The 23,018-nt window shown below is 52.7% G+C and carries 21 protein-coding genes, 1 other RNA gene and 2 pseudogenes; 7 read left to right on the top strand and 17 right to left on the bottom strand.

The window, feature by feature from the left end:
- Positions 1-158: 158 nt before the first annotated feature.
- Positions 159-416 (top strand): annotated as a pseudogene (locus tag CPH17_RS10840) (transposase); the annotation flags it as partial.
- Between the two features lie 634 nt (positions 417-1,050).
- Entirely contained in the window at positions 1,051-2,892 is a 1,842-nt protein-coding gene (locus CPH17_RS10835) for a sensor domain-containing diguanylate cyclase (RefSeq protein ID WP_096300939.1), read from the top strand.
- Positions 2,893-3,168: 276 nt separating this feature from the next.
- On the opposite strand, the gene CPH17_RS10825 is transcribed toward CPH17_RS10835, so the two are convergent.
- From CPH17_RS10825 to CPH17_RS10795, 7 genes are all read right to left on the bottom strand, one after another.
- Positions 3,169-6,264, bottom strand: coding sequence for a molybdopterin dinucleotide binding domain-containing protein (locus tag CPH17_RS10825; protein WP_096299462.1), 3,096 nt, complete (start codon positions 6,262-6,264; stop codon positions 3,169-3,171).
- Positions 6,257-7,486 carry an NrfD/PsrC family molybdoenzyme membrane anchor subunit gene (gene nrfD, locus CPH17_RS10820; RefSeq protein ID WP_096299460.1) on the bottom strand — a complete coding sequence of 410 codons (1,230 nt, stop codon included), beginning with the start codon at positions 7,484-7,486 and terminating at the stop codon, positions 6,257-6,259. Before nrfD ends, CPH17_RS10825 begins: the two co-directional genes overlap by 8 nt.
- Positions 7,470-8,246: a sulfate reduction electron transfer complex DsrMKJOP subunit DsrO gene (dsrO, locus tag CPH17_RS10815; protein ID WP_096299458.1), complete on the bottom strand. Its 777-nt coding sequence runs from the start codon at positions 8,244-8,246 to the stop codon at positions 7,470-7,472. The genes nrfD and dsrO overlap by 17 nt, the downstream gene beginning before the upstream one ends.
- Before the next feature lie 291 nt (positions 8,247-8,537).
- A complete protein-coding gene (locus tag CPH17_RS10810) occupies positions 8,538-8,726 on the bottom strand; it encodes a YgaP family membrane protein (RefSeq protein ID WP_096299456.1) in 189 nt (62 codons plus the stop codon).
- A gap of 29 nt (positions 8,727-8,755) precedes the next feature.
- Positions 8,756-9,163: a hypothetical protein gene (locus CPH17_RS10805; protein WP_096300938.1), complete on the bottom strand. Its 408-nt coding sequence runs from the start codon at positions 9,161-9,163 to the stop codon at positions 8,756-8,758.
- Positions 9,164-9,317: 154 nt separating this feature from the next.
- Positions 9,318-9,908, bottom strand: coding sequence for a rhodanese-like domain-containing protein (locus tag CPH17_RS10800; RefSeq protein WP_096299454.1), 591 nt, complete (start codon positions 9,906-9,908; stop codon positions 9,318-9,320).
- A gap of 423 nt (positions 9,909-10,331) precedes the next feature.
- Positions 10,332-10,817 (bottom strand): Lrp/AsnC family transcriptional regulator, encoded by a 486-nt coding sequence (locus tag CPH17_RS10795; protein WP_035558070.1) that lies wholly within the window; start codon positions 10,815-10,817, stop codon positions 10,332-10,334.
- 142 nt (positions 10,818-10,959) lie between these two features.
- On the opposite strand from CPH17_RS10795, the gene CPH17_RS10790 reads away from it, so the two are divergent.
- Positions 10,960-11,571 (top strand): LysE family translocator, encoded by a 612-nt coding sequence (locus CPH17_RS10790; protein WP_096299452.1) that lies wholly within the window; start codon positions 10,960-10,962, stop codon positions 11,569-11,571.
- Positions 11,572-11,667: 96 nt separating this feature from the next.
- Here CPH17_RS10790 and CPH17_RS10785 read toward each other — a convergent pair whose 3' ends face one another.
- The 5 genes from CPH17_RS10785 to CPH17_RS10765 are packed head-to-tail and all read right to left on the bottom strand — an operon-like array spanning position 11,668 to position 17,025.
- Positions 11,668-13,134 carry a dihydrolipoyl dehydrogenase gene (locus CPH17_RS10785; protein ID WP_096299450.1) on the bottom strand — a complete coding sequence of 489 codons (1,467 nt, stop codon included), beginning with the start codon at positions 13,132-13,134 and terminating at the stop codon, positions 11,668-11,670.
- Positions 13,110-14,891 carry a SulP family inorganic anion transporter gene (locus tag CPH17_RS10780; RefSeq protein WP_096299448.1) on the bottom strand — a complete coding sequence of 594 codons (1,782 nt, stop codon included), beginning with the start codon at positions 14,889-14,891 and terminating at the stop codon, positions 13,110-13,112. Before CPH17_RS10780 ends, CPH17_RS10785 begins: the two co-directional genes overlap by 25 nt.
- Before the next feature lie 53 nt (positions 14,892-14,944).
- Positions 14,945-15,373, bottom strand: coding sequence for a TIGR01244 family sulfur transferase (locus CPH17_RS10775; RefSeq protein WP_096299446.1), 429 nt, complete (start codon positions 15,371-15,373; stop codon positions 14,945-14,947).
- Positions 15,374-15,418: 45 nt separating this feature from the next.
- Positions 15,419-16,327, bottom strand: a complete 909-nt coding sequence (locus CPH17_RS10770) for an MBL fold metallo-hydrolase (RefSeq protein ID WP_096299444.1) — start codon at positions 16,325-16,327, stop codon at positions 15,419-15,421.
- A gap of 50 nt (positions 16,328-16,377) precedes the next feature.
- Entirely contained in the window at positions 16,378-17,025 is a 648-nt protein-coding gene (locus CPH17_RS10765; protein ID WP_096299442.1) for a peroxiredoxin, read from the bottom strand.
- 139 nt (positions 17,026-17,164) lie between these two features.
- Between CPH17_RS10765 and CPH17_RS10760 the strand changes: the two genes are divergently transcribed.
- Positions 17,165-17,488, top strand: coding sequence for a CPBP family glutamic-type intramembrane protease (locus tag CPH17_RS10760; RefSeq protein WP_096299439.1), 324 nt, complete (start codon positions 17,165-17,167; stop codon positions 17,486-17,488).
- A 249-nt stretch (positions 17,489-17,737) separates the two neighbouring features.
- Here the strand turns inward: CPH17_RS10760 and CPH17_RS10755 are convergent.
- The 4 genes and pseudogenes from CPH17_RS10755 to smpB all read right to left on the bottom strand — a co-directional run bounded on the left by CPH17_RS10755 (position 17,738) and on the right by smpB (position 21,151).
- Positions 17,738-19,168, bottom strand: a pseudogene (locus CPH17_RS10755) (IS1182 family transposase).
- 540 nt (positions 19,169-19,708) lie between these two features.
- Entirely contained in the window at positions 19,709-19,882 is a 174-nt protein-coding gene (locus tag CPH17_RS10745; protein WP_096299435.1) for a helix-turn-helix transcriptional regulator, read from the bottom strand.
- 353 nt (positions 19,883-20,235) lie between these two features.
- Positions 20,236-20,615, bottom strand: a transfer-messenger RNA (tmRNA) gene (ssrA, locus tag CPH17_RS10740).
- Between the two features lie 44 nt (positions 20,616-20,659).
- The gene (gene smpB / locus CPH17_RS10735; RefSeq protein ID WP_074397718.1) at positions 20,660-21,151 is read right to left on the bottom strand and encodes an SsrA-binding protein SmpB; all 492 of its coding nucleotides are present in this window, start codon (positions 21,149-21,151) and stop codon (positions 20,660-20,662) included.
- A gap of 125 nt (positions 21,152-21,276) precedes the next feature.
- On the opposite strand from smpB, the gene CPH17_RS10730 reads away from it, so the two are divergent.
- On the top strand, positions 21,277-21,711 hold the full coding sequence (locus CPH17_RS10730) for a type II toxin-antitoxin system RatA family toxin (protein ID WP_074397717.1): 435 nt from the start codon (positions 21,277-21,279) through the stop codon (positions 21,709-21,711).
- Positions 21,701-22,018, top strand: coding sequence for an RnfH family protein (locus tag CPH17_RS10725; protein ID WP_074397716.1), 318 nt, complete (start codon positions 21,701-21,703; stop codon positions 22,016-22,018). Before CPH17_RS10730 ends, CPH17_RS10725 begins: the two co-directional genes overlap by 11 nt.
- Here CPH17_RS10725 and CPH17_RS10720 read toward each other — a convergent pair.
- The gene (locus CPH17_RS10720; protein WP_096299433.1) at positions 22,015-22,467 is read right to left on the bottom strand and encodes an outer membrane protein assembly factor BamE; all 453 of its coding nucleotides are present in this window, start codon (positions 22,465-22,467) and stop codon (positions 22,015-22,017) included. The genes CPH17_RS10725 and CPH17_RS10720 overlap by 4 nt on opposite strands.
- Positions 22,468-22,539: 72 nt before the next feature.
- Here CPH17_RS10720 and fur point away from each other — a divergent pair, with 72 nt between their 5' ends.
- On the top strand, positions 22,540-22,992 hold the full coding sequence (gene fur / locus CPH17_RS10715; RefSeq protein WP_066316169.1) for a ferric iron uptake transcriptional regulator: 453 nt from the start codon (positions 22,540-22,542) through the stop codon (positions 22,990-22,992).
- Positions 22,993-23,018: the final 26 nt, after the last annotated feature.

Genomic DNA, 23,018 nt, shown 5'->3' with positions numbered 1-23,018 from the left:
CTATTTTGATCATTATGTTTGGGACGCTAATCGCTGCTGGGTATGTTATCTGGCGGCGAAAAAACAATAAGTAAAAATGACTGGCGTGAGGCTGTAGAAAACCTCTGCTGATGGCTAAGTTTTTGTAGGATCGAGGTAACAGACGAGGAGTGTTCAGCATGCCGCGCTTCAAGGCTTATAAAAACGATCAGAACGCCATGGTGGTGATCAACTGCCAGGATCAGCTCCAGCCAGGCACCTTTGAACACGCTGTGCACTACCTGATTGAGCACAAGTTCGACTTATCCGTTTTCCATCCCAAGTACCGCAACGATGCCGCTGGTCGGCTGGCCTATGCCCCGGCTATCCTGCTTAAGATTATCCTATTTGCTTACTCAAAAGGCATCACCTCCTGTCGCAAGATGCAGTGGAGCTGCTGCTATCGACCGAGGCTGTGTGAAAACTCATTAGCTGTCCAGAAGATGGCGCCCATACGCGAAACCTGGGGAAGTTTTGCAATGGATATGACTCAAAATTAGCGAGAGAGGCCATCTTTGATAACTTTTTGGCCGGATCGAGACTCTCCTCGCGTTTTCACACAGCCTCGACCCAAAGCGGTCCTTCTTGGGAATGCAACAGGCGCGCAAATTTCGAATATATGGTTTAATTTAGATTAATGGTTTAAAAAGTCATAGCTTAGGGGGTGCCGTAGCACTGCATTTGGCACAGTCGATGTGGCCCGCCTGTATGTTAAGCTCGCGGCGGCATTCCTAGTGGCAGTCGCTCTAACTTTCGCTTGCAGAAGTAAGGAACATAACAAAGTGCACTAATTCGCTACGGATCTCGCCGGATGGCCTCCTGCGAAAGTTACCGCTGTGCACGTGATTAGGCATACCCAAATGTAAGATATAAAGAACCTCGCGAGAGCCCTAAAGCAGAATTGTAGTGATTCGGAGTTCATGCCAGTGAAGCCCGAGTTGATAGATAGTCTTGAGGAGAAATATCCATGTGTACCCACCGACCTAAAATAGCTATATGAGACTCTTGAATACGGAAGTATCGAACATTTCCGTGTCCAGTTTTGCTATCACATACAGGGGCGGTGGCACTAACAGTGATACTTCTGTTGCCTGCCAATTCTTGCGGTTACTGCTGCTGGTGCTTTTGCTGGCGCCTGTCCCGGTGTTTGCCCAGGATGCCGTTGTTGAATGGTTCGAAGCGTCGGAACCGGAGATGGGCACCGAGGAAATCCGGGCCCTGCCTGAATCGCACTGGACGCCAAAGGCCAGTGATGAAACCCTGAACTTCGGGTTCAGCAGCAACAATTTCTGGCTCCGAGTCGAGGTGCCGGCGGAACCGGGCAGGCAGTTGCTGGAAATCGGTTATCCCCTACTGGGCGACGTCCGGGTCTACTGGTTCGTCGGTGGCCAGGAAGTGGCGCGTTACGTCACCGGTAACCGCTGGATGTTCACTTCCCGCCCCATATATCACCGTAATTTTGTCTTCCCGGTGCCCTCTGGTACTGAGCCAGCCACGGCGTACGTGCGTGTGCAGAGCGAGGGTGCTGTGCAGATTCCCGTACATGTAACCACCGAGTTGAACTTCCTGGCGTCTGAGCAACTGAATTACGGTTGGCATGCACTGTATCTGGGCGTCATGGTCGCGATGGCACTGTACAACCTGTTCATTTTCATGTTGGTCCGGGATCTGGCCTACCTCTGGTATGTTCTCACCGTTATTGCCTCAACTCTGGTATTGCTCAACTTCAGTGGTCTAGTATTCCAGTGGTTGTGGCCCGATTTGCCGATTATCAACCGGTATTTCGCGCCGTTGATAATCTCCGCCAACGCTCTCTTTGCCGCCATGTTTACGCTGAGTTTTTTGGAAGTGCGACGATACAGTCCTGTCGCTCACCGATTACTGCAAATACTCGTGCTGATCAGCGTTGGCTGTTTTATCTATGGCCTGTTCGGTAATTATCAAACTGCCACTATCCTCGTCAGTGTGCTGGTTGCTGTTGCTACTGCGCTGGGATGGGTGATAGGGCTGGTTGTCTGGTACCGGGGGCAGGTGCTTGCCAAGTACTATTTTCTGGCATGGACGCCGCTGCTGTTGGGGCAACTGGTATTTGCCATCAGTAAGATCGGCCTGATTCCCACCAACACCCTGACCGTGATGGCGCCACAGATCGGCGCAACGCTGGAGGTCGTTCTGTTGTCGTTTGCTCTGGCCTATCGCATCAATCTTGAACGTCAGTACCGAATCAAGGCCCAGCGCTATGCCCTGGACATAGAGCGCCAGGCTAACCAGACCCTTGAGGCACGGGTTCAGGCACGCACGCAAGAGCTAGAGCAGGCTAATGAGCTGCTCAAAGCGGTCACAATAACTGATGGCCTGACCAAGGTAGCCAACCGACGCCGGTTTGATGAAAAACTGGAAACCGAGTGGAATCGCGCACTTCGACAGGGGCAACCGGTCAGTCTGGTAATGCTAGATATTGATCATTTCAAGCAGGTCAACGATGATCTTGGGCACCTGGCAGGGGATGATTGCCTGGTCAGCGTTGCTCAGGTCTGTGCCGATGAAATACAGCGATCAGGGGATTTGCTGGCGCGATACGGCGGTGAGGAATTCAGCGTATTACTGCCCGCCACACTGGAAGACGGGGCTGTCAGTATGGCAGAACGTCTGCGTGTTTCGGTCGCAGAAACGCCGATTCATGTGGTGGGTCGCGACAGCCCGATGAACCTGTCAGTCAGTGTCGGTGTTGCTACGATGACCCCGGCTACCGGCAGTCGCCCTGTAGAACTCATAGGCCGGGCTGATGAGGCTCTCTATGCCGCAAAAAAAGCTGGCCGAAACCGGGTGATGGTGTACAGAGGCAACGGTAGCCGGGCGATTACCGGCTCCTGATGTCAGTTCTTCAGCTTATAGCGGCCTGGGCTAACGAAAATAACGGCAACAGCGGTTAACGGGAGAAGCCCTGCAGTTCCAGTGACCAACCGCCGTTGCTGCCAAGCGCCATCAGTTCATGGCTATTCTCTAGTGCAATAGTCACAAGCATGTTGAAGGCAACCAGCAGCGCACCAATACGGGGCTGTTAGCCTAGGATCAACATCAGCGGTGCCATTAACTCGCTAGTGAAGACGGCCACCGAATGATCCATCAGCTCTGAAAAACGATTATCAGCTAAACTCGACTAACCCTTACCGGCAAACCTTGGCGTACGCTGGCCCCGCTGATGGGCTCAAGCCAAGTGCCATCTACTTTCCGTGTGGGGTCTTGAAAGCCTAGGTCATTAATATTGATACCTGCTCGCATCCAGGGCATGTCCGGCTGGGATATACCATCGATGACATGTGGCGTGGCACCTAAATCCTTGTGGCCATAGCCGTGCTCAATGCCCAGGGCGCCAGGTATTACGCTTTCACTGACTAACGCCAACCCCACAACGCTTCCGCCCGGGCTTTGTATGCGAATGGTATCGCCGTGCTGGATACCAAAGCGTTCTGCGTCTTGGCGGTGCATCTGTATCGGGTTGTAAGGCTTGATCATACGCAGCCGCTCACTGCCGATAGCGTAAGAGTTCATCAGGTTGGATTTGAACGAGAACGCCAACAGAGGCCACTCTTGCTCCGAAAACACCTCGCGCATGGGCTGCTTGTTCGCCAACTGGGGCAGTTTATGGCAGGGCACGCCGCTATTGGGCAGGCCGTTAGTGGTATCAATGCTGGTGCCGACCGATTCGTTGTAAACACACAGCGTTTTCTTCCACTGGTTTTTTAAATGCTCGCCGACAAAGTGTTCGCTGGCATTTTCAAAGCGCCCGCCCCGTGCATAAAGGTACGCCACCCTGTTTCGCTCGTCGGATTTAAGTGTTCGTTCAAGTTTGGGCAGCAGCGGGGCGATACCTCCATGAGCAATATCGGCGTCGTCGGCTTCTGGCAGTTGCTCTTCTTGAAAAGCGATATTGGCTGCGGCCCGCAGATAATAATCCTCAGCGCGATTGAGCGGGTGCAGATTTCCCTGGGCATCGGGAATTGCGTTGTCTCCAAAGCCGGGCAGGCCAAGGCGTTTGGCCACGGCAATAAAGAAGCTGTCCATTGACACCGGCTCGCCCTCGGCGGTTTTTTGCTGGCGCGGCTCCACCACCGGCCAGCAGGCGGTGGTCAGCTTGCCTAGGGTGCCTTTCCAGGCGCCCGTAAAGCCCCACACCTCGTACATCACAGAATCAGGGACGATGTAGTCGGCGTAGCGGTTGGTTTCGTTGATGAAGCCATCCACGGCAACAAAGAGTCCCAGTCGTTTGGGATCTTTCAGCTTATCGACAATGACGCCTTTTAGGCCAGCCTGACCGTAAATCGGGTTAGCCATACAGCCAATCACTGCTTTGATGGGATAAGGATAGCCATCTAGTGCCGAGGGTAGGTGCTCTGTGAGCGTCGGCGGCGCCAGCGAGCGCCACGGCGCTCTAGCTGGGTAAGGGTTTTCGCCTGCGGCGACTTTGCGCTGATACTCGGAAGACTTTTCGTAGGGGAAGCGCGAGCGGGATAGGAAAACTCCCTGGGGCGCGCGCTTGCCAGGAAAGTTGGCTAAGTCGTAGCGTGGGCCCTCGCCGGTACCGCTGTAAGTGCCGCCGCCCACGGCGCTGCCACCCTTCATGTTGTAGTTGCCCGCCAGTAGGTTCAGCATTTGCACGCTAAACGCGGCGTAGAAACCGTTACCCGACATCATGCCGCCGTGACAATTAACAGCGGCTTTCCTGCCATGGCTGGCATAGCGGCTGGCCAATTCAATAATTGTCGCCCTTGGAATGCCACAATGTTCTGCGTAGGTGTCTAGGTCGTACTCGTGGGCAGATTCGCTTAGCAACGTCAGGCTGCTTTTGACGGTCACGATGGTGCCATCGGCAAGCTCAACCGGGCGTTCGGCAAACAGCTCGGCGGTCATCACCTCTTCGCTTAGCGCGAGTTCGCCATTGGCCACTACCACCGGCGAGTCAGCATCGCTACCCGCTTCCGCTAGGCCCAGGTCGCTGGCGCGAAGAAAATAACCTCTGCGCTTGTGTTCATAAGTGTCAATTACCAAATGAGTGGCGTTGGAGTGGGTGGTTTCGCCCGCTGCATCGGCGGCGGCTTTGCCGGGCAGGGCTAGGAAGTCGCTAGCATAGCCCTGGTTGTCGAGTAGCCACTGAATGATTGCCATGGCAAAAGCGCTGTCTGTCCCAGGACGAATAGGCACCCAGCGGTTGTTGTCAGCTGCGTGGGAGGTGGCAGCATTGAGCGCTGGATCCACCACCACGTACTCCAGTGTACCGGCTGCACGTGCTTGGGCAATCAAGCGGCCTTGGCGCTTAAACGGGTTGCCCGCTTGGCTGGGCGCACAGCCGATATACATGATGAACCGTGCGTTTTGGATATCCGGCTTAACGTGGGCGTTGGTGACAATATTGTTCATCACCGCGCCAGATCCCATGCGGAAAGCCAACCCGCAGTAAGCGCCATGGTGACCGTAATTGCGAGTAGCAAAGGCATTTAGGGTAAAGCGCTTGAGTAGATCTGAGCGCCCATAGTCAGTGGCTTCCATCACCATTAATTGGTTGGCTTTGGGGCCATATTCAGGGTTGTCAGGGTCGATCAGTGTGTCGTGATCGCGAATATCGCGCAGTCCATCAACGTGGCCTTCGTTAAACAGGTCGCCGCCTTCGCAGATTTCTTCAATGAGCTGCTCAAAGGAGATTTTCTGCCATTGACGGCTGCCACGCTTGCCTACTCGTTTTAAACAATGGTCGACACGGAAAGGATTAGTAATTTGGCTCATCATAGCGTTGCCGCGGGCGCAGGCGGTGGAGCGGTTTATCTGACCCTGTTCACCATAGGCGCTAACACTGCGCAGTGCATCCGCCACCGGTGTATGCATGGGTAAATGGTCGTCGGCGGACAGCGGGTGGTAGGGATTGCCTGATACCCGCAGCACTTCTCCGCGGGTGTCATCGACCCTTACTCGCACGCCGCACTGTGTGGTGCAGCCATAGCAAATAGTGAAGGCGACCCGCTGGTCGGGGGTTAGCGTAAGTTCGCCAGTGTCTAAATCGACGCGGTATTCTGGGGTTAGCGAGTTGCCATGAATGTTGTGGTGGGGTTTTTCGCCCGCGCTACCGGTAATGCCCTTGGCCATTTTGGCCAGTGGGTCGGCATAACCTACGGCAAAGGTGGCGGCACCGCCAGCGGCGGCAGCGCCCTTTAGAAAACGGCGGCGTGACGGGTCTTGAGCAGACTTAGACATGGCTAGACGCTCCTTTTTTCGTGGCTAGAGGATGAGTAGAAGCATCTTGGGTAGCGTGAGTTGGCGTTGCTATAAGGCCGCCCTGTTGTGCCTGCCGCCAGGGAATAAACAGTTCAATCAGTAGAATAGCGGCGAGCCAGAGGCCGAAGGTGCCAACAATGCCTAAAATACCGGAAGAGCCCGCGGGAATACCGTAATGATGAAAGCCGGCACTATTGCGCGCCACATGCTGAACATCCATCAGCACCACCCAGCGGAACATCCAGCCCATGTGTATGGCTACGAGTCCTAGCAGCCATGCCCAGGCAAACAGCGCAGGTTGGCTAGAGGTTGGGGCGCCACGTACTCCTGGCTGGCGGAGGGTAGGGCGAGTCAATAACAACAACACGGCGGCAAATAGCGCTAAGCCGGTAATCCCTCCCCATAGAGCGGTATTGCGCCACGAGTCGCTATTGCTCACGGAGTCCAATGCGGCGGCGACTGAGCCTACGTGGGCATTCACGCCATCCAAAAACCAGCTAATCGCAATCAAGCCTGCTAGCGCGCAGGTCACTAGCAGCACATATAGCATCTGTCGTATAGTAGTTTGCGAACAAAGCCCACTCACCCGGTTCAGCACTAATACCAGCCCGGAGGCAGCGATAAACCCAGTGGTCGCCAGCATAGGCGGTAGCCATACGGTGTTCCAAAGCGGGCGGGCTTTTACGACTGCAAGCTCGGCACCGGTGTAAAGCATAATGCCGCTGGAAAGCCCCAGCGCAGCCAGGCCTACCACGGCGACCAGTGCTCGTGGCGTTATGCCACTGCCCAGTGAAAGCCAAGTAGCTATCATGCCGCTGAGTCCTGGTGTGCTGCGCTGCGCCTGCAGCGCGGGCCGCCATGCCAGCCAAGCAAGGCCAAGCACGCTAATCAAATAAAGCGGTAGAACAACGCTGCCAATCGACATCCACGAGTGGCTATTGGCGTACGCGTAGAAGTGCCAGAACCGCAGCGGCTGGTGCAAATCCGCGAGTAGCGCAACGGGCGCTACCAGCGTAGTGCTAACGCAGGAGATTAGCGCCAGTCGCGCGGTAGGAAGCCAGGCTTTTTTGCCCAGTACCAGTGCTGGGGCGGCTAGCCACAGGCTGGCGTAGGAAACCGCAATCATAAAAAAGTACTGCACCGCCCAGGGGTACCAGGCGATGTCGTAGCGCGGTGCCAGTAGCTCAATGGTGGAATTCATAGCCCATCTCCTGACCGTGAGGGTCGAGTACTTCCAGCGCAACGGGTTCCGCCGTGGGGCGCGTGGTGAAACGCTCGTCCATGCCTAGGTAGAACACCTGCGGAAGGGTATTTTTTTCTGGTTGTAGCACCATCAGCGCATCACTGTGTTCGCTAATCATCCGGCTGATCTGGCTTTGCGGATCGCGCATATTGCCAATAACACGGGCACCGCCTACGCAGCTCTCTACACAGGCAGGTAGCAATCCGGCTTCTAGACGATGGGCGCAGAAGGTGCACTTGTCGGCGGTTTGAGTGCGCTGATTAATAAATCGAGCATCGTAGGGGCAGGCGTTGACGCAATAGGCACACCCCACGCAGCGGTCGCTATCGACCACCACAATGCCATCTTGCTGCTGGTAGGTGGCTTCAACGGGGCAGACCGGGACGCAGGGCGGGTTTTCGCAGTGGTTACACAGCCGTGGCAGCATAAAGGTAGCTAATTCGCCGCTTTCCTGGTGCTGTACTTCATACTGGGAAACCGTGGTACGGAATTGGCCCAGCGGTGCAGCGTTTTCGATATGACACGACACCGTACAGGCTTGGCAGCCGATGCACTGGCGTAAATCGACAAGCATGCCGTAGCGTTTAGTGGGATCGCCTTCACGGCGGGCAGGTTGCTGATTGATGCCAGCTTGGGCAAGGCTTGAAAACGGTATCAGCGCCGCGCCGGCGCTTAAACGTGCCATTTGACCCAAGAGCGAACGGCGTATTGCGTCCATAGCGCCTCCTTGGCGAATTAAACGGCATTCGCATGGGCGAATGGTCGGAATAAGCTTAGGTTACGCCTTTTGTTAAAGGTAAAAATTGATACATGTCAATGGGTTAGGGTGCGTTTCTTAATGTTCCCTTAATGTTAAATGGCTAAGTGATTGTTCTGTATGCGGAGTTTCATTTAGCATTAAATAATTTAATGGCGACACGGGTAATTTTTAGCGCACATATATAAAAAAGCGCTTGCTCTAATAAACTTGGCAAGCGCTATTTCTATGGTCTTGTTTGCTTAATAGGCACTATTTAGTTTTGCAGGTATTGAAGCCTATTAATTTATAAGCTGGGCAGAAGTTAAATAGCCCGGTGGCCAGCGGCAATACGCCGATCCAGCCCCACACCCCGATAGTGCCTGTTAGGGCCAGTACGATCAGTGCAATCCCAATCAGGATGCGTAAGATTTTATCTATACCACCGACGTTGCGACTCATAATTGACTCCTTAATTTCAGTTTGGGTGCTCAAAAACTGTAAACAGGAATGGACGGGTCGCGCATCATTTCCGCTATGGGGCCAGGTGCCGCCACACCCACGCCTTCAAGAAGGTCGTCTTCTTCGTTTTCGCTGTTGGGCAGGTAAATGGCACACACATCCACGGTTGCGCCACTCTCTAAAAGCATATTAAGCATGCCTTCCGGCTTGACTTGGCCTGCCGGGTTGCTCGGTGGCGTGTTGATAGCGTCAGCACTTGCGTATCCTCCGACGGCCAAATCACCAGCAGCATCACAAAGCAGTATATGCAGGTGGGTGCCTTGCTGCTGCATTGCGTTGGATAGAATCATGGCCATGCCTTGGGTCTGCAGTGAATCGCTAGTAAGGATAACTAAGGCCTGATCTTCAGTTCCGTTGCTACCTTGGCTATCAGCCATTGAGAGACTTGAGAAACCGAAAGCAGCGGTAGCAGCGGCCAGTACCAAGATCGTATTGCTGGTCTTATGTGTTGTAGTCATGCGTTCACCTCGTTGGGTTTGATCACTATCTTGGCCCTGCTGCTTATTAAGCAGTGGCCCATATATCGGAATCTTAGTGGGCAGGGCGCCATGCCACATCAGGGTTAATGTCATAGCTCCATGGAAGGCCCGAATTGCGCCAGCCATCCTGCGCTCTTACGCCCTGGGAATTACCCTCCTTGAGCTTTTCACCCTCGAAACCGTCGGTCATGGAATAGACTTCGCTGTATCCCATCTCGGCGATCACATCGGCAGCGGGAGCGCTGCGGGTGGCTCCGGAGCGACACATGACAATGATCGGATCTTCTTTGTTTACGCCTAGAGCGTCTATTTTTGCTCTTACTTGCTCTTCGAAGTCAGCGTTTTTGACCATTGGCCAAGTCTTCGCTTCTTCATCGAAATTATCGCGCTCGGCTAGCACCCAGGGCACATGGATATCGGTGGGCTCGGCGAAGCCAGTAAACTTGATCTCAATGGGGTCGCGTACGTCGATGAGTACAGCACGATCGTTATCTTGCATGAGGTCATGAGCCTCAATGGCCGTGACATAGAGACCTAATGTTGTTTCTCGGTAGGCCTCGACTTCGTCTGCAATAGAGGGTGTGGCTCCTAAGGCCATCGTGATTCCAATGGCGGTAGCCAGTGGCACTAAAGGACTCTTCATAACTATTTCCTCTAACGTAATAACTTAAATGTCATCGTTTGAGGATAGCCCTCTTTCTGCTTAAAAACACGAGGCATATGGCCGCAGCTTGATCCATATCAAGCCCATATGATTTTTCGTGGTCGTGAAATGACGTCACTATCAGGGAGTCTTTTTTCTCAATGTCAAGGACAAGCATTGCCCTATTGCCTAGGCATCGGAGAAAACAGTTAGGCTGGGTGGATTCAGAAGGAGAAAAATTACAACAAGATGACAACTCGGAGACCTAAAGGCGTTACTGGCGCACAGTAGCCAAATCAAGCGTCTCTGCAGGCTGGCTGTATGTGGCTACCGGTGGCGCTAATCACCTTTTTTATATGGGTATTCGTGGGGTTAGCGTTAAATTGCATCAAACGAGCGCGCCACTATCAACAAGTTTCACAACTAGGTCTTATTGTTGTTAGCTAATGGTAAGGTGCCGTACTCTTTCACCGGCTGGATAGCAAAGTTACTGCGAATATCACTCACCCCAGGTAGACGAAGCAGTGTCCCCGTTAGAAACGCCTCATAAGCCGCCAAACTAGGTACCACCACCTGTAGTAAAAAATCAGACTCCCCAGAGACTAAGTGCGCAGTGACGACTTCTGGCAGTTTGACCACTGCCTCACGGAAGGCATTAGCCTGCTCTTCATGGTGACGTTCAACCTTGATACCCACAAACACCGTTAGCTCAAGCCCGACCCCTCGCCGATCAAGCTCAGCATGGTAACCACGGATAATACCGCTAGCTTCCAAGCGTCGCACTCGGCGTAAACAGGGAGATGGCGACAAGTTTACTTTCTCCGCGAGCTCCACATTCGTTAAACGGGCATCACCTTGGAGCAATGCAAGAATGCGGCGGTCGATAGCGTCTAACTGACCAATTGGCATGAGTGATTATTTTCCTATTAAAAATTGACACAAGATACCAATAAATATCATTTTTAAAGTTAAAATGACAAGAAAACGCTCATCTCTTTAAAGGTACCATAGCGCTTGCGAAGACACTATTTGTGACCTTAAGGAAGCAGCGATGGAAATGGGTCTTTTTATTAGTGCGTTAGCCATTGTTTACCTAATTCCTGGTCCCGATATGTTACTTGTGTTGCATACCAGTAGCTCTCAGGGGCGTGGTCATGGTCTAGCCACAGCGCTAGGTCTAGGCATATCCCGAGGGCTGCATGTGGCATTAGCAGGGTTGGGTCTAGCGGCGCTATTTACCGCTGCCCCATGGCTATTTGATGTGGTTCGTTACTTGGGCGCAGCTTACCTGGTTTGGGTAGGTGTGCAACTTATCCGTAGTCGGCATAGCTCCGATAGTAGTCATCACCAAGCATCACTCAATGGCAGCTATTATCTAGCTTGGCGTCGAGGGCTTCTGACTAATTTGCTGAACCCGAAATCGCTGCTTTTTTGTTCGGTGTTACTGCCCCAATTTATACATGCCCAGCAAGGTGCCGTCGCACTTCAGTTCACTTTACTGGGGGCGGTGCTAGTGGGTGTGGGGCTGCTCTATGATGTGCTATATGCTTGCCTGGGAGCGCAGATGCAACGCTGGTTTGCCAGCCAGCACAAACGGCAAATATTTCAGCGATGGGTGTTTGGAACGCTGCTTATTGGCTTTGCGCTGCGGTTAGCCGCTTAACATTGCTATCCTAGTGTAATAAAGCCCCGCAAGCAGACGCAGGACTTGGCCGCCTAGATGAATGAGGCTGATTAGGGGGGGAGGTTAGTTATTTCCTTAATCGCCTGGGCCACACTCCATACAGTGCTCAGTAATGGCAGGCCCTTGTTGAAGATTTGCCTGTAAATCGCGCAACCCTGACCTTAAACCCTCTTCAAGTACCGGATGGTAAAAGGGCATAGCGAGCATTTGGCTGACGGTTAGCTTTTGCTCCAGTGCCCAGGCAAGCAAATGGGCTATGTGCTCAACCTGGGGCCCGAATAGCTCCGCGCCTAAAAACTGTCCGCTGCCGTGCTCCGCATATAGCTCGAAATAACCTTTATTTTCCCCCATGACCAGTGCACGGCCTTGATCAGCAAAGGAAACTCCGCCTTCAGCTATGCAGCCACAGCCGCCATAACGAGTGTCTAACGTAGCGCGACTCTCACCCACAATGGCCATCTGGGGTTCGGTAAATACAATCGCCAGGGGGACGTTACGCTGACCCACTTGCACATCATCCAAATGAGCGGCGTTTCGTCCTGCGATTTTGCCTTCTGTGATGGCTTCGTGCAGTAGCGGTACCGACTGATTTGCATCACCTGCGATAAAAATATGGCTTGGTTTGTTTTGTGTACTTAGGCATTGCAGAGTAAAGCGATTAAATTCAGGTACGCCGTGTTTATTCAGCCTGAGTCCGGCCTGCTCGATGGCTAGCTGCTCCACGTTGGGCCGACGCCCGGTTGCGGCCAGGACATACTCGAATGTTTCGGTGAGTTTTTGTCCCCGATCACGTTCGAAAAACGTAATGGCAACGGCGTTATCGGTATGTTCAATCTTGTCGAGATTGGCATCAGGATCCAGATACAGCTCGCGATTGAATGTCTCGTCCGCCAGTTGGCGGAGTTTTTCAGATTGAAAAGGCCCAATCGCCCCCCCCACGCCAAACGTTCGAGTTCTCACACCTAATCGGCTAAGCGCTTGACCAAGCTCCATGCCAATAACGCCAGGGCCGATCACCGCGACTGATGCAGGCAACGTTTCCCAGTTGAACACGTCATCATTAATGATTAACCGGTCGCCAGCGCCTTCTAGCAGCGTTGGCCATGTGGGCCGCGAACCCGTGGCAATGATGATGGCCTCGGCGGTGAGCCGGGTATGCTCATCTATGACCAATGTATGTGGGTCAATAAAACGCGCGTGGCCACTTAGCAGGTTGGATTCAGGAATCGTTTTCATCGATTTCAGTACATTACTAACGAAGCGATCGCGCTCATGTTTGACTCTTGCCATAACAGCTTCGCCATCAATTACTACCTGATTGGCAGTGACACCAAACATCTCCGCTTTGCGCGCGTTGTGTGCTGCATTGGCAGCGGCGATGAGTAGCTTAGAGGGCATGCAACCCACTCGGGCGCAGGTCGTGCCATAGGTTCCTGCTTCTATTAATACTACCTCGTCGGTATGCTTGCGTGCGGCGTGCCACGCGCTAAGGCCAGCGCTACCTGCACCAATAATGGCTATCTTGGCGTGTCGCTGTTGCATGACGTTGTCTCCTCTCGTTGTGTTGGCAAGAGTGGTGAGTTGGCTTCGGCGGGATGGGCCAGTGCCTGCCAAGCATCAAAAGTCGTAAAAAACACTTGCCCGGTTAGCTCACGGCAAAAGTCAGTGTGCTGTAACCGATCCATCACTGGCCCTTTTACTTCCGCTAGATGCAGCTTGGCACCGGCATCGTTTAACCGCGCGTTGATCGCCTCTAAGCTTTCGAGCGCAGACGCGTCAATCACGTTAACTGCTTGGCAAGTCAGCACAATATTCTTAAGCGAAGGTGAACGGGCGGCCAAGGCCATGACGGTATCTTCCAAATAACGGGCATTGGCGAAGTATAGGCTTTCATCGATGCGCAGCATCGCAACGTTCTCATCGGTTTCGACCTGATGGCGCTTGACGTTACGAAAGTGCTCGGTGCCCGGCACGCGGCCAATCACCGCGCTGTGGGGCTGGCTGGTACGGTATAGATGCAGCCCAAGCGAGAGCACTACGCCGCTTATAATGCCTAGCTCCACGCTGTGCAGCAGAGTGAGCAGTAGGGTGGCCACCATGGCCAAGCCATCGCTACGGGAGTATTGCCAAGTACGTTTCACCGCCGGTAGGTCAATCAGCGTGCCGACCGCCACAATAATGGTAGCTGCCAGGGTCGCTGTGGGTAAGAATGCCAGTAGGTCGGTTAGCAGTAGTGCGGAAAGCATAATGCCCAGCGCCGTGAATGCGCCGGCTAGCGGTGTTGCCGCGCCTGCTTCAAAGTTGACTACCGAGCGGGAAAATCCGCCAGACACCGGAGAACCGCCGCTGACGCCAGCGCCCAGATTAGCCATGCCTAGTGCCATTAACTCTTGATTAGGATCTATACGCTGGCGACGCTTGGCAGCCAGTGTTTGCGCCACCGATACCGATTCCACAAAGCCCACCAGGCTAATCAGCAGTGCTGCGGGTAATAGGCTAAGCCATAGCGATTGATCCAGGTTGGGCAGTGCAAGGGCAGGTAGGCCGCTGGGTACCGCACCAACTAATGCTACTCCACGTTGGCCAAGGTTTAGCCCCCAGGCCAGAAATGTGGTGACAATCACCGCCGAGATCGGAGCGGCTTTCACGATGAGCCCGGCAATGCTGGCAGAAACGCCGATAGCCGTCAGCCACGTATTTAACCGCTTGCGGCACATTAGCAGAAAGCTCCACACTCCTAGTCCGATCAGCAGTGTCGTTATATTGACCTGCTGCCACTGGCTCAGTAGCGCCACTATAAGGTCAATGACGTTATGGCCAGATGCTTCTACGCCGAGGATATGTCTAAGCTGGCTAATCGCAATCAGTATGCCCGAAGCCGTTATAAATCCCGAAATTACCGGATGGCTCAAGAAATTAACTAAAAATCCCAGCCGCAGCAAACCCATGGCGATCAATATCAGACCTGAAAGCGCCGCCAACACCAACGCTGCCCCAATGTATTCCGGGCTGCCAGGAGAAGCAAAATTACTCAGCGCTGAAGCGGTCATGAGTGCCGCTACCGCGACAGGCCCCACCGCTAAGCTAGCGCTGGTACCAAAAATGGCATACAGAACCAGTGGTAGCATGCTGGCATAGAGGCCCATTTCCGGCGGTAGCCCCGCCAAAAGAGCGTAGGCCAGCGCCTGCGGCACCAGCATTAGCGTAACAATTATCGCGGCCAGAGCATCCCGAGAGAGTAGCTTCCGGTTATAGCTGCGTAGCCAGCCGAACAGTGGCACCCAACGCTCAATGCTCATGTGACGTACTCGCCTGCTGATATAGCTTAATCACGACTAATGTCGTCGCACTGTTAGATTTGTTGATCTTCGAGCCCTTGTCGGTGCTCTTCCAAATCGAAGCCTGCTGCTTTTGCAGCGTCAAATAGTTCAGCCAGGTCGCACTGCTCCGTTTGACGCTTAGCGTAGGCCCATAGATGGGTAGCCCGCTTACCGGTGCGACAGAAAGCCAAAATAGGCCGGGGAAGTTGCTGTAACGCCTTAGCAAAGGTGGCAATATCCGCGTGGCTATAGTCACCGGGTGCGACAGGAATGTGCACCCACTGAAGGCCAATGTCTGCTGCTTTTCGGCGGTAGGCGTCTTCACCCGTAAACTCAGCGCTTTCTCCAGGCTTGCAGTTACAAATAACCGTCTTGAAGCCTTTCGCTTTTACTTGCTCAAGCTCTTCTACCGTGAGCGCCGAGGTAATCTCGACGTCGGTCTCTAAAGGCTGCGTTTGCATGGTCATGCTCCTTCTATCGAAGAGGTTCTGAAAATTAGTGGCTTATTAATCCCAAGCGGCGCCTTCCAAAGCATCCAGAGGAATTTTTAGGTAGCGCTTACCATTAGCTTCAGGCTCCGGAAGTCTTCCACCACGCGTGTTGACCTGTAGGGCGTGCAAAATCAGTTTGGGCATGGGCAATTCACTATCGCGCTTGTGGCGTAGAGAGAGGTAATCCGTTTCACTCATGTTGACTAAGTGCGGGTTATGTTTACGCTGCTCAGCGACCGTGCTTTCCCACTGGGGCTCGCGGTCATCGGGCATATAGTCGTGGCCGGTAAACAGCCGGGTGTTAGCGGGCAGCGATAGAATCTGTTGAATGGAGTGCCACAGTTCTTTGGCATCTCCACCAGGGAAATCTGCCCGTGCGGTACCAAAGTCTGGCTGGAATAGAGTGTCGTGCACGAAGGCCGTATCGCCAATCACATAGGTAATTGAGGCCAGCGTATGGCCGGGCGAGTATAGTACGCGAGCATTCAGTTCGCCGATGTTAAAGGTGTCGCTTTCACTAAACAGTGTGTCCCACTGGCGGCCATCGGTAGGCATTTCTGGCCAGTGATAGATCTCCTTCCAAAGTGTCTGCACTTTGGTGACATGCTGCCCAATAGCCGTAGGAGCACCTGTTTTTTCTTTTAAATAGTGTGCTGCAGAGAAGTGGTCGGCATGGGGGTGGGTATCGAGAATCCACACCACCGACAGCCCCTCTTTTTCGATATAGGTCAGTAGTTCATCGGCGCAGTGGGTCGCGGTTGCGCCGGACTTTTCGTCAAAATCCAATACGGGGTCGATAATCGCACACTGCTTGGTAGCGGGGTCGCTCACCACGTACTGGATGCTAAAGGTACGTGGGTCAAAAAAACCGGCGACATCTGGCGTGCCTGTTCCAGTGTGCTTTGAAAGCTTAAAAGTATTCATGCGTAGTCCTCCTAAGAATTGAGGGATATCAGGGTGAGGAGCTTTCAGCATTAAAGTGTCTTTTTGCAGAAGTACCAGTCGGTGTATTCATAGCCTTCTGATTGACGAGCTTCCGCATCTTGCGAGGTGTGGGGCGGTGGAACGATGACCGGCTGGCCGGGCAACCAAGCTTCTGGTGTCGCCACCCCATGCTCATCGCTTGTTTGTAAGGACTTAACCAGGCGAAGCACTTCTTCCACTGAGCGGCCGTTGGTCATCGGGTAGTACAACATGGCACGCAGTACACCCTCTGGGTCAATCACAAAAGTAGCGCGAACCGCAGCGGTGTCGCTGGCACCTGGCTGAATCATTCCGTAGGCATTTGCTACTTTCATGTTGAGATCAGCAATAATCGGGAAGGTAATTTCAACACCGAAGTTATCTTTAATGCTTCGTGTCCACGCGATGTGCGAGTGAATGCTATCGATGGAAAGGCCCAGCAGCTCCGTGTTGAACTCTTTGAACTGTTCTGCGTAATTCGCAAATGCCGAAAATTCCGTGGTGCACACTGGGGTAAAGTCTGACGGGTGGGCGAATAAAACCAACCATTTACCTAAATAGTCATTGAGCGACTTTTCACCATGAGTGGTTTTCGCGGTAAAAGCCGGTGCTGGACGGTTAATTTGTGGCATTACAGGCTGGAAGGTTTCGTTAGACATGTCGAGCTCCTGAGAAGTGGGTTTTTCTTTCAGGAATAAAGATAGATCATTTTGTTATTAATAGATAATAGCATGGCATTATGGAGTTGATAGGGTGAGTGATACTCATAGTTACTCCACTTGAGAAATCTTACTCATTATGATTTTGGCAAGAGCCCAAAGGGCTAGGTGGGAAGTGGATGGCTGTTTCGTTTTTTCTCAGAATCAAAGGAAATACAAGAAAAATGGATGGCACGCAGAAAATGTCGTAAGCGCACTCTTATTTGGCGCAGCTCACCTGCCAGCGGTAGCAGCGAAAGTCGGTGAGTTTGCGTCTAGAGTGGCAGTTCTCATCGTCGGCGCGAACACTGTCTTCGGCATACTTTTCGGCTATCTGTTCTGGCGATTCGGCTTGGAGGCGGCGGAAATCACTCACGCGTCTGCGCATGTAGCGAGCTATGTCGTTAGCATTTTTGTGGCATAACAATGGCGACGTTGTATCAGCCCACACTGAATGTCCGCTCTTGGCCGAGGCTGTGTGAAAACCTAAAAATCAGTTGACGGTGACAGTGTTCAGTCGTATTGGCACGACTATCGGCTAGCAAGACAGATCAGAACGTTTTTCATTTCTTATGCCAAATCCGACGTTAATCGAGATAAAGCCTAAGAAGCACTTACTAAAGAGCGTTATTGGCTACCACAAGCTTGGCAGAGCTAGGTCCGGACTAAGGCCTTATGCCCGCAATGCTTGGATCAAACCCTTGGGGCCGAGGATATTCATGACGCGTTTCATGTTGTAGGCAAGCACATGGAGGCTCATTTCCGTGCTGACGTTCTTAAGCCCTTTGGTTAAAAAGTGTGTCGCACCCATCCACGCTTTCAACGTGCCAAAGGGATGCTCAACCGTTTGACGACGGATGCGCATTATATCCGGCCTCTGATCCAGACGTGATGTTACCGCCTCCAATACTTCTTCGTGTTCCCAGCGTTTAATGCGCCGATAAATACCTGTGGTGCATTGCGACTTCATTGAGCAATTCGGACAGGCCGAACTCCAATAGCAATGTAACGTCTGGCCTTTTTCGACGTTCTTGAAGCGCCAAATAAGCCGCTCTCTCGCGGGACAGCGATATTCATTACGTTCAGGCACATACCGGAACGCTTCCCTGGGAAACATACCTTTGGCCTGGTTTGGCGAGGTTTTAGGCTTAGGGAGATACGTCGTAATACCGGCCTCATGACAGGCAAGTATTTCATTACTTGTAAAATAACCGCGATCAGCGACGACGTGTAGATCACTGACGCCGCTAGCATCGCGTGCTTGCTTGGCCATCCGGTAAAGCTGACGCCGGTCACTGCCGACATTCGTGACTTCATGGGTGACAATCAGATGATGCTGGCTATCGACAGCCGTCTGAACGTTGTAGCCCACAATCCCCGTTCCTCGCGCGTTCATGGAGCGAGCGTCAGGGTCTGTCAAAGAGACTTGCTGATCAGGAGCCTCGGTTCTTTGAATTTCAATGGATTGCAGTTGTTGAACTTCTTCTGTGAGAGAGGCGATCTTTTCCTTCAACCGTGTCGTCTGTGCTTCTGTGACAACAGCGGAGCCTTGATCCATTGCGTCGAGCTGGCGTAAATAGCGCTCAATACTTTTGTCGATTTCTTCTGCTCGCCGCTTCATCTTGGCCAAGGTAAAGTTGCGGTCTCGATTGTTGACAGCCTTAAATTTGCTGCCATCAATGGCCATCACTGATTGTGAAAAGAGCCCCAGATGCCGACATATCAAGACAAAGTCTCGTCAGGTGGCTTGGATCGCCTTGCCATTGTGCTTGCGGAAATCGGCAATCGTTTTAAAGTCCGGTGCGAGGCGCTCCGTTAGCCACATGAGCTCAACATTACGCTGCGCCTCACGTTCCAAACGGCGGCTGGATTGCACGCTGTTGAGGTAGCCGTAGAGATAGATTTTTAGAAGTACAGCGGGGTGATAGGCGGGCCGGCCTGTGGCATGGGGGTCAACACCTTTGAAACCCAGCTGCTTGAGGTCAAGGGCGTTCACGAAAGCCTCAATAGCCCGAACTGGGTTATCTTCAGTAACGAAATCATCCAGAAGCTCAGGAAACAACATAGCTTGGGACCGGGATTCACCTGCAACGAACCGTTTCATCGTTACCTCCCACACTCTGTCATGGGATAAGTATAGCGACAGCTACGTTTTCACACAGCCTCGGCCGACTGTTGCCATAGAGACGCGACCACAGTTTGAGCATCAGACGTTTTCTATAATGATAATGGCGGTGATCAGCATCTTCATTCCTTCGAAAGCTCCCTTCGACGAAATGTGCCCGGCATCTCTGGAGCAGTGCCGCCCAATGCAATTAGGCGACGAGCTGCTTGTACCCGCACGTAGGTCTTCATTGCATCTTGAAAGATCTCAGAGGGTGTACATAGGCCTGGCTCAGCAAGCTCAAGAGCCTTTTCATACATAGCATCATCAATGGTGACTGTGATTCGCATACTTAAGCCCTCGCATTATTAATATCATAATGTGTCATTCATTTGTTTCTGGAAACCTTCACCACCTTTGGCACTGAGCTACTCCCAACTCTGGTCTCAAGCTATATAATAGGCAGGGTATCCAAGCCAGGGTTGATCGGCTATATTCTCAGAATCCTTGATAAGCACAGAATGACTTATTAATAGTTACCTACTTAACATTCTCAATTTTGGCTTCGAATTCCTCCAGCACTGCCAGGCGCCAGCGAGTGCAGCCAGGGCTTAAACGAATTGGCTTTGGCAACCTTCCTTCCGATGACCAACGCCAAACAGTAGGCCTTGACACCCCGTAACGTTTCGCCACTTGCTGATCTGATAAATACATACTTACCTCTCCACGGTTTAGATAGCCTCATCGTAGAGTTCATGCAAGTAGAGGAGGACGGCGTAATTGAGGGAAAACAGTGATTAGCAAAGGATATCTGTCAGAGTCATAGCTGTTTAGGCTGGAAGATAACGTATTAGCTAAAATTCGTTGGGCAGGCAAGTGCCTATGATTGCTTGATATTGGCATGGTTGGCTCTAGAAGCACAGAGGTAGGGTGTAAGGCCGCATGCATCTGTATTTTTCGTACTGAGATGGTGCGAATCCAGCAGAAAACACCACTTTTAGTTTGGATGGTATTTTGGATGGGAAAACAAAAAAAGCACCCGTAGGTGCTTGATTTGTATAGTAAGGTGGTGGAGGCGGCGGGAATTGAACCCGCGTCCGCCAGCACTCGCCCATTGGCTCTACATGCTTAGATTTCGTCTTTTGATTTAGCTCGACTGACTCCGACGATCAGGATTCAGCCTCGCGAGTCTTCTAAAGTTTAACGGCTGGCAAGAAGACACTACCAACCGCGGTCCTATCATTTTTAGCTCGTATCCCCTCAGCGATGAATAGGCACATCGCCTTGGGGCCAGACAAGAAGCTAACAGGGTTTAAGCTGCTAGCGCGCCTTGAGCATAGTTTTCGTCGTTTGCGACTATTTTTCGTGATGTGGTATTTACGAGATACATCACGCTCTCGGCATGCACCGCAGGGGTTGTCACCGGCGTCGAAACCATGTCGCCCCCTTAGTTACGTGGGCATTCTAACGTGCTCACAAGTGATTGACCAGCTATGCCTTGTTATGTTCCCGCATGATTCTGCCTTTCTGGCGATTCCAGTCGCGATCTTTTTCAGTAGCGCGTTTGTCGTGAACTTTTTTACCGGTCACCAAGGCAAGCTCGCACTTAACCTTATTACGCTTCCAGTAAAGTTTTAGTGGTACGCAGGTGTGGCCCTTGTCCTGGGTCACCGAAAACAGCTTGGCAATTTCTTTGCGATGCAGCAGCAATTTTCGCGTGCGCGTGGGGTCAGCGATTTCATGGGTGCTGGCGGTATTCAGCGGCATGATATGGCTACCCAGCAACCACGCTTCGCCATTGCGAATTAAAATATAGGTGTCAGTGAGCTGTGCCTTGCCCGCGCGAAGGCTTTTGACTTCCCATCCTGCCAGCGAAAGGCCTGCTTCGAAGGTTTCATTGATATGATACTCAAAGCGTGCCTTCTTATTTTGGGCAATAACGTTGCTGGTAGGGCCTTTGCTCTTACCTTTTTTCGTGGCCATGAAACCTCATATTCGATCTGTCGGTGACATCCCCTTCGTTATGCGGGGAGGCATGATACCATTCAAGGTCTTAACTATGATTCCCATGATACGCCTTGGGCACTGTGAAGTCAGCGGAGAGGTCAATGCCAACCGTCAATCGTTCCGCCTTGGTGCGGCACACCCCCAAACAAATGTTCGATCTGGTCAACGACTTCGAGCGCTATCCAGAGTTTTTGCCGGGCTGTCGTCGTGCACGTTTACTTGAGCAAGACGACGATCACTTAATTGGCGAAATGACGCTAGGACGTGCGGGTGTTGAGCAGTCGGTTACCACTCGCAACGATCTCTTTGCCCCAGAGCGTATTGAGATGTCTCTGGTTAGCGGCCCTTTTAAACGTTTAAAAGGGCGCTGGCAGTTTATTCCGATGGGCGATGGCGCCTGTAAGGTGAGCCTGGACATGGAGTTCGAATTTGCCAATCGGCTACTAGGCATGGCATTCGGCAAGCTATTCCAGCAGATTGCCGGACAGCTTGTTGATGCCTTCACCCGCCGTGCCGACGAGCTCCATGGTCGATGACACCTTCACTATCGAGGTAGCGTTTGGTCTCCCGCACAAACAACGCTTGGTCGCGCTCAACGTACCCCCGGGGACGACCGCTCGTGACGCAGTTGCTCTAGCGGATTTGCCGCGTCTATTTCCCGAACTACCTCGCGAGACCTTCGACGATGCGCCGCTGGGTATTTTCGGGCAGGCGCTACGCGACCCGGCGCGACATAATGTAGCACCGGGAGATCGGGTTGAGGTGTATCGACCACTGCTTATCGATCCCAAAGCCGCTCGCCGGGCGCGTGCAAAACGCCAAGCGAGCGGGAGCGGCGATTAAGGCTGAGAGCTGGGTGAGGAACTAGGTGCGGGGTTCTGCGACTGCTCACTATTCGTCTGGGACGGATCGGCAGTGTCAGTTGCAGGTCCACGAACGTCCTCACCCTCGAGAGGAATGTCTTCTGATAAGTCACCTTCCTGGTCAATGTCGGCAAGCCGCCCCTGGTTGTCAAACGTCAGCGTAACGCGCCGTTTTTCAACGTCGCTATAAGCTTTATCGAGACGGAATATATAATCCCACTGACGAGCATCGAAGGGTGCTTCGAGCAGCGGGCGTCCCATGACATAGGTGACTTGTTCCTGGGTCATTCCCGGTTGCAGTTGGTCGACCATTTCCTCAGTGACCAGGTTGCCTTGCGGGATGTCGCGTTTGTACACGCCAACGTAACTACAGCCGCTGATAACGGCAATGGAGACGGAGAGCGTGATGATTCGAGTCAATTTTTGCATTTGAGCCTATTCTTCACTATCGTGGTTTCGGTCGATCATACCCGACCTAACCTGTTACTGCGAAGAGCAACCATGGCCGATAAGAACCATGAATTACGTAAAGCCGGGCTGAAAGTGACCCTGCCGCGTGTCAAAATCCTGCAGATTCTCGAAACTGCTTCGGGTCAGCACCACCTTAGCGCAGAAGAAGTGTATAAAACACTGATAGATGCGGGCGAAGATGTGGGACTGGCAACTGTTTACCGTGTACTGACCCAGTTTGAGTCGGCTGGCCTCGTCATTCGTCACAATTTCGATGGCGGTCATGCGGTATTTGAGATGACGCAAGAAGACCACCATGACCACATGGTGTGTTTAGAAAGCGGTGAAATCGTCGAATTCGTCGACGAAATCATTGAGCGTCGTCAACAAGAAATCGCTGAAGAGCACGGCTACGAATTAGTGGACCATGCCTTGGTGTTGTACGTTCGCCCTCGTGGATCGGACGTCACGCGCCAAGACAGTGGACCTACTAACAAAAAGTAGGGCGCACGCCAAAGCCTCTGCTGTCC

Source organism: Halomonas sp. hl-4, assembly GCF_900215475.1.
In the GTDB taxonomy this organism is placed as follows: domain Bacteria; phylum Pseudomonadota; class Gammaproteobacteria; order Pseudomonadales; family Halomonadaceae; genus Vreelandella.
The sequence above is the reverse complement of the archived record's forward strand: the minus strand, read 5'-3'. Positions and strand labels throughout refer to the sequence as shown.

Bases quoted from the DNA above. Each gene is read 5' to 3' on its own strand.
- dsrO (WP_096299458.1), bottom strand. From the start codon at position 8,246: ATGGACGCAATACGCCGTTCGCTCTTGGGTCAAATGGCACGTTTAAGC.
- nrfD (WP_096299460.1), bottom strand. From the start codon at position 7,486: ATGAATTCCACCATTGAGCTACTGGCACCGCGCTACGACATCGCCTGG.
- CPH17_RS10785 (WP_096299450.1), bottom strand. From the start codon at position 13,134: ATGCAACAGCGACACGCCAAGATAGCCATTATTGGTGCAGGTAGCGCT.
- CPH17_RS10795 (WP_035558070.1), bottom strand. From the start codon at position 10,817: ATGCCAATTGGTCAGTTAGACGCTATCGACCGCCGCATTCTTGCATTG.
- CPH17_RS10765 (WP_096299442.1), bottom strand. From the start codon at position 17,025: ATGTCTAACGAAACCTTCCAGCCTGTAATGCCACAAATTAACCGTCCA.
- fur (WP_066316169.1), top strand. From the start codon at position 22,540: ATGGCCGATAAGAACCATGAATTACGTAAAGCCGGGCTGAAAGTGACC.
- CPH17_RS10760 (WP_096299439.1), top strand. From the start codon at position 17,165: ATGATTTTGGCAAGAGCCCAAAGGGCTAGGTGGGAAGTGGATGGCTGT.
- CPH17_RS10780 (WP_096299448.1), bottom strand. From the start codon at position 14,891: ATGAGCATTGAGCGTTGGGTGCCACTGTTCGGCTGGCTACGCAGCTAT.
- CPH17_RS10790 (WP_096299452.1), top strand. From the start codon at position 10,960: ATGGAAATGGGTCTTTTTATTAGTGCGTTAGCCATTGTTTACCTAATT.
- CPH17_RS10720 (WP_096299433.1), bottom strand. From the start codon at position 22,467: ATGCAAAAATTGACTCGAATCATCACGCTCTCCGTCTCCATTGCCGTT.
- CPH17_RS10805 (WP_096300938.1), bottom strand. From the start codon at position 9,163: ATGGCTGATAGCCAAGGTAGCAACGGAACTGAAGATCAGGCCTTAGTT.
- CPH17_RS10800 (WP_096299454.1), bottom strand. From the start codon at position 9,908: ATGAAGAGTCCTTTAGTGCCACTGGCTACCGCCATTGGAATCACGATG.
- CPH17_RS10775 (WP_096299446.1), bottom strand. From the start codon at position 15,373: ATGCAAACGCAGCCTTTAGAGACCGACGTCGAGATTACCTCGGCGCTC.
- CPH17_RS10745 (WP_096299435.1), bottom strand. From the start codon at position 19,882: ATGTATTTATCAGATCAGCAAGTGGCGAAACGTTACGGGGTGTCAAGG.
- CPH17_RS10825 (WP_096299462.1), bottom strand. From the start codon at position 6,264: ATGTCTAAGTCTGCTCAAGACCCGTCACGCCGCCGTTTTCTAAAGGGC.
- CPH17_RS10725 (WP_074397716.1), top strand. From the start codon at position 21,701: ATGGTCGATGACACCTTCACTATCGAGGTAGCGTTTGGTCTCCCGCAC.
- smpB (WP_074397718.1), bottom strand. From the start codon at position 21,151: ATGGCCACGAAAAAAGGTAAGAGCAAAGGCCCTACCAGCAACGTTATT.
- CPH17_RS10810 (WP_096299456.1), bottom strand. From the start codon at position 8,726: ATGAGTCGCAACGTCGGTGGTATAGATAAAATCTTACGCATCCTGATT.
- CPH17_RS10770 (WP_096299444.1), bottom strand. From the start codon at position 16,327: ATGAATACTTTTAAGCTTTCAAAGCACACTGGAACAGGCACGCCAGAT.
- CPH17_RS10730 (WP_074397717.1), top strand. From the start codon at position 21,277: ATGCCAACCGTCAATCGTTCCGCCTTGGTGCGGCACACCCCCAAACAA.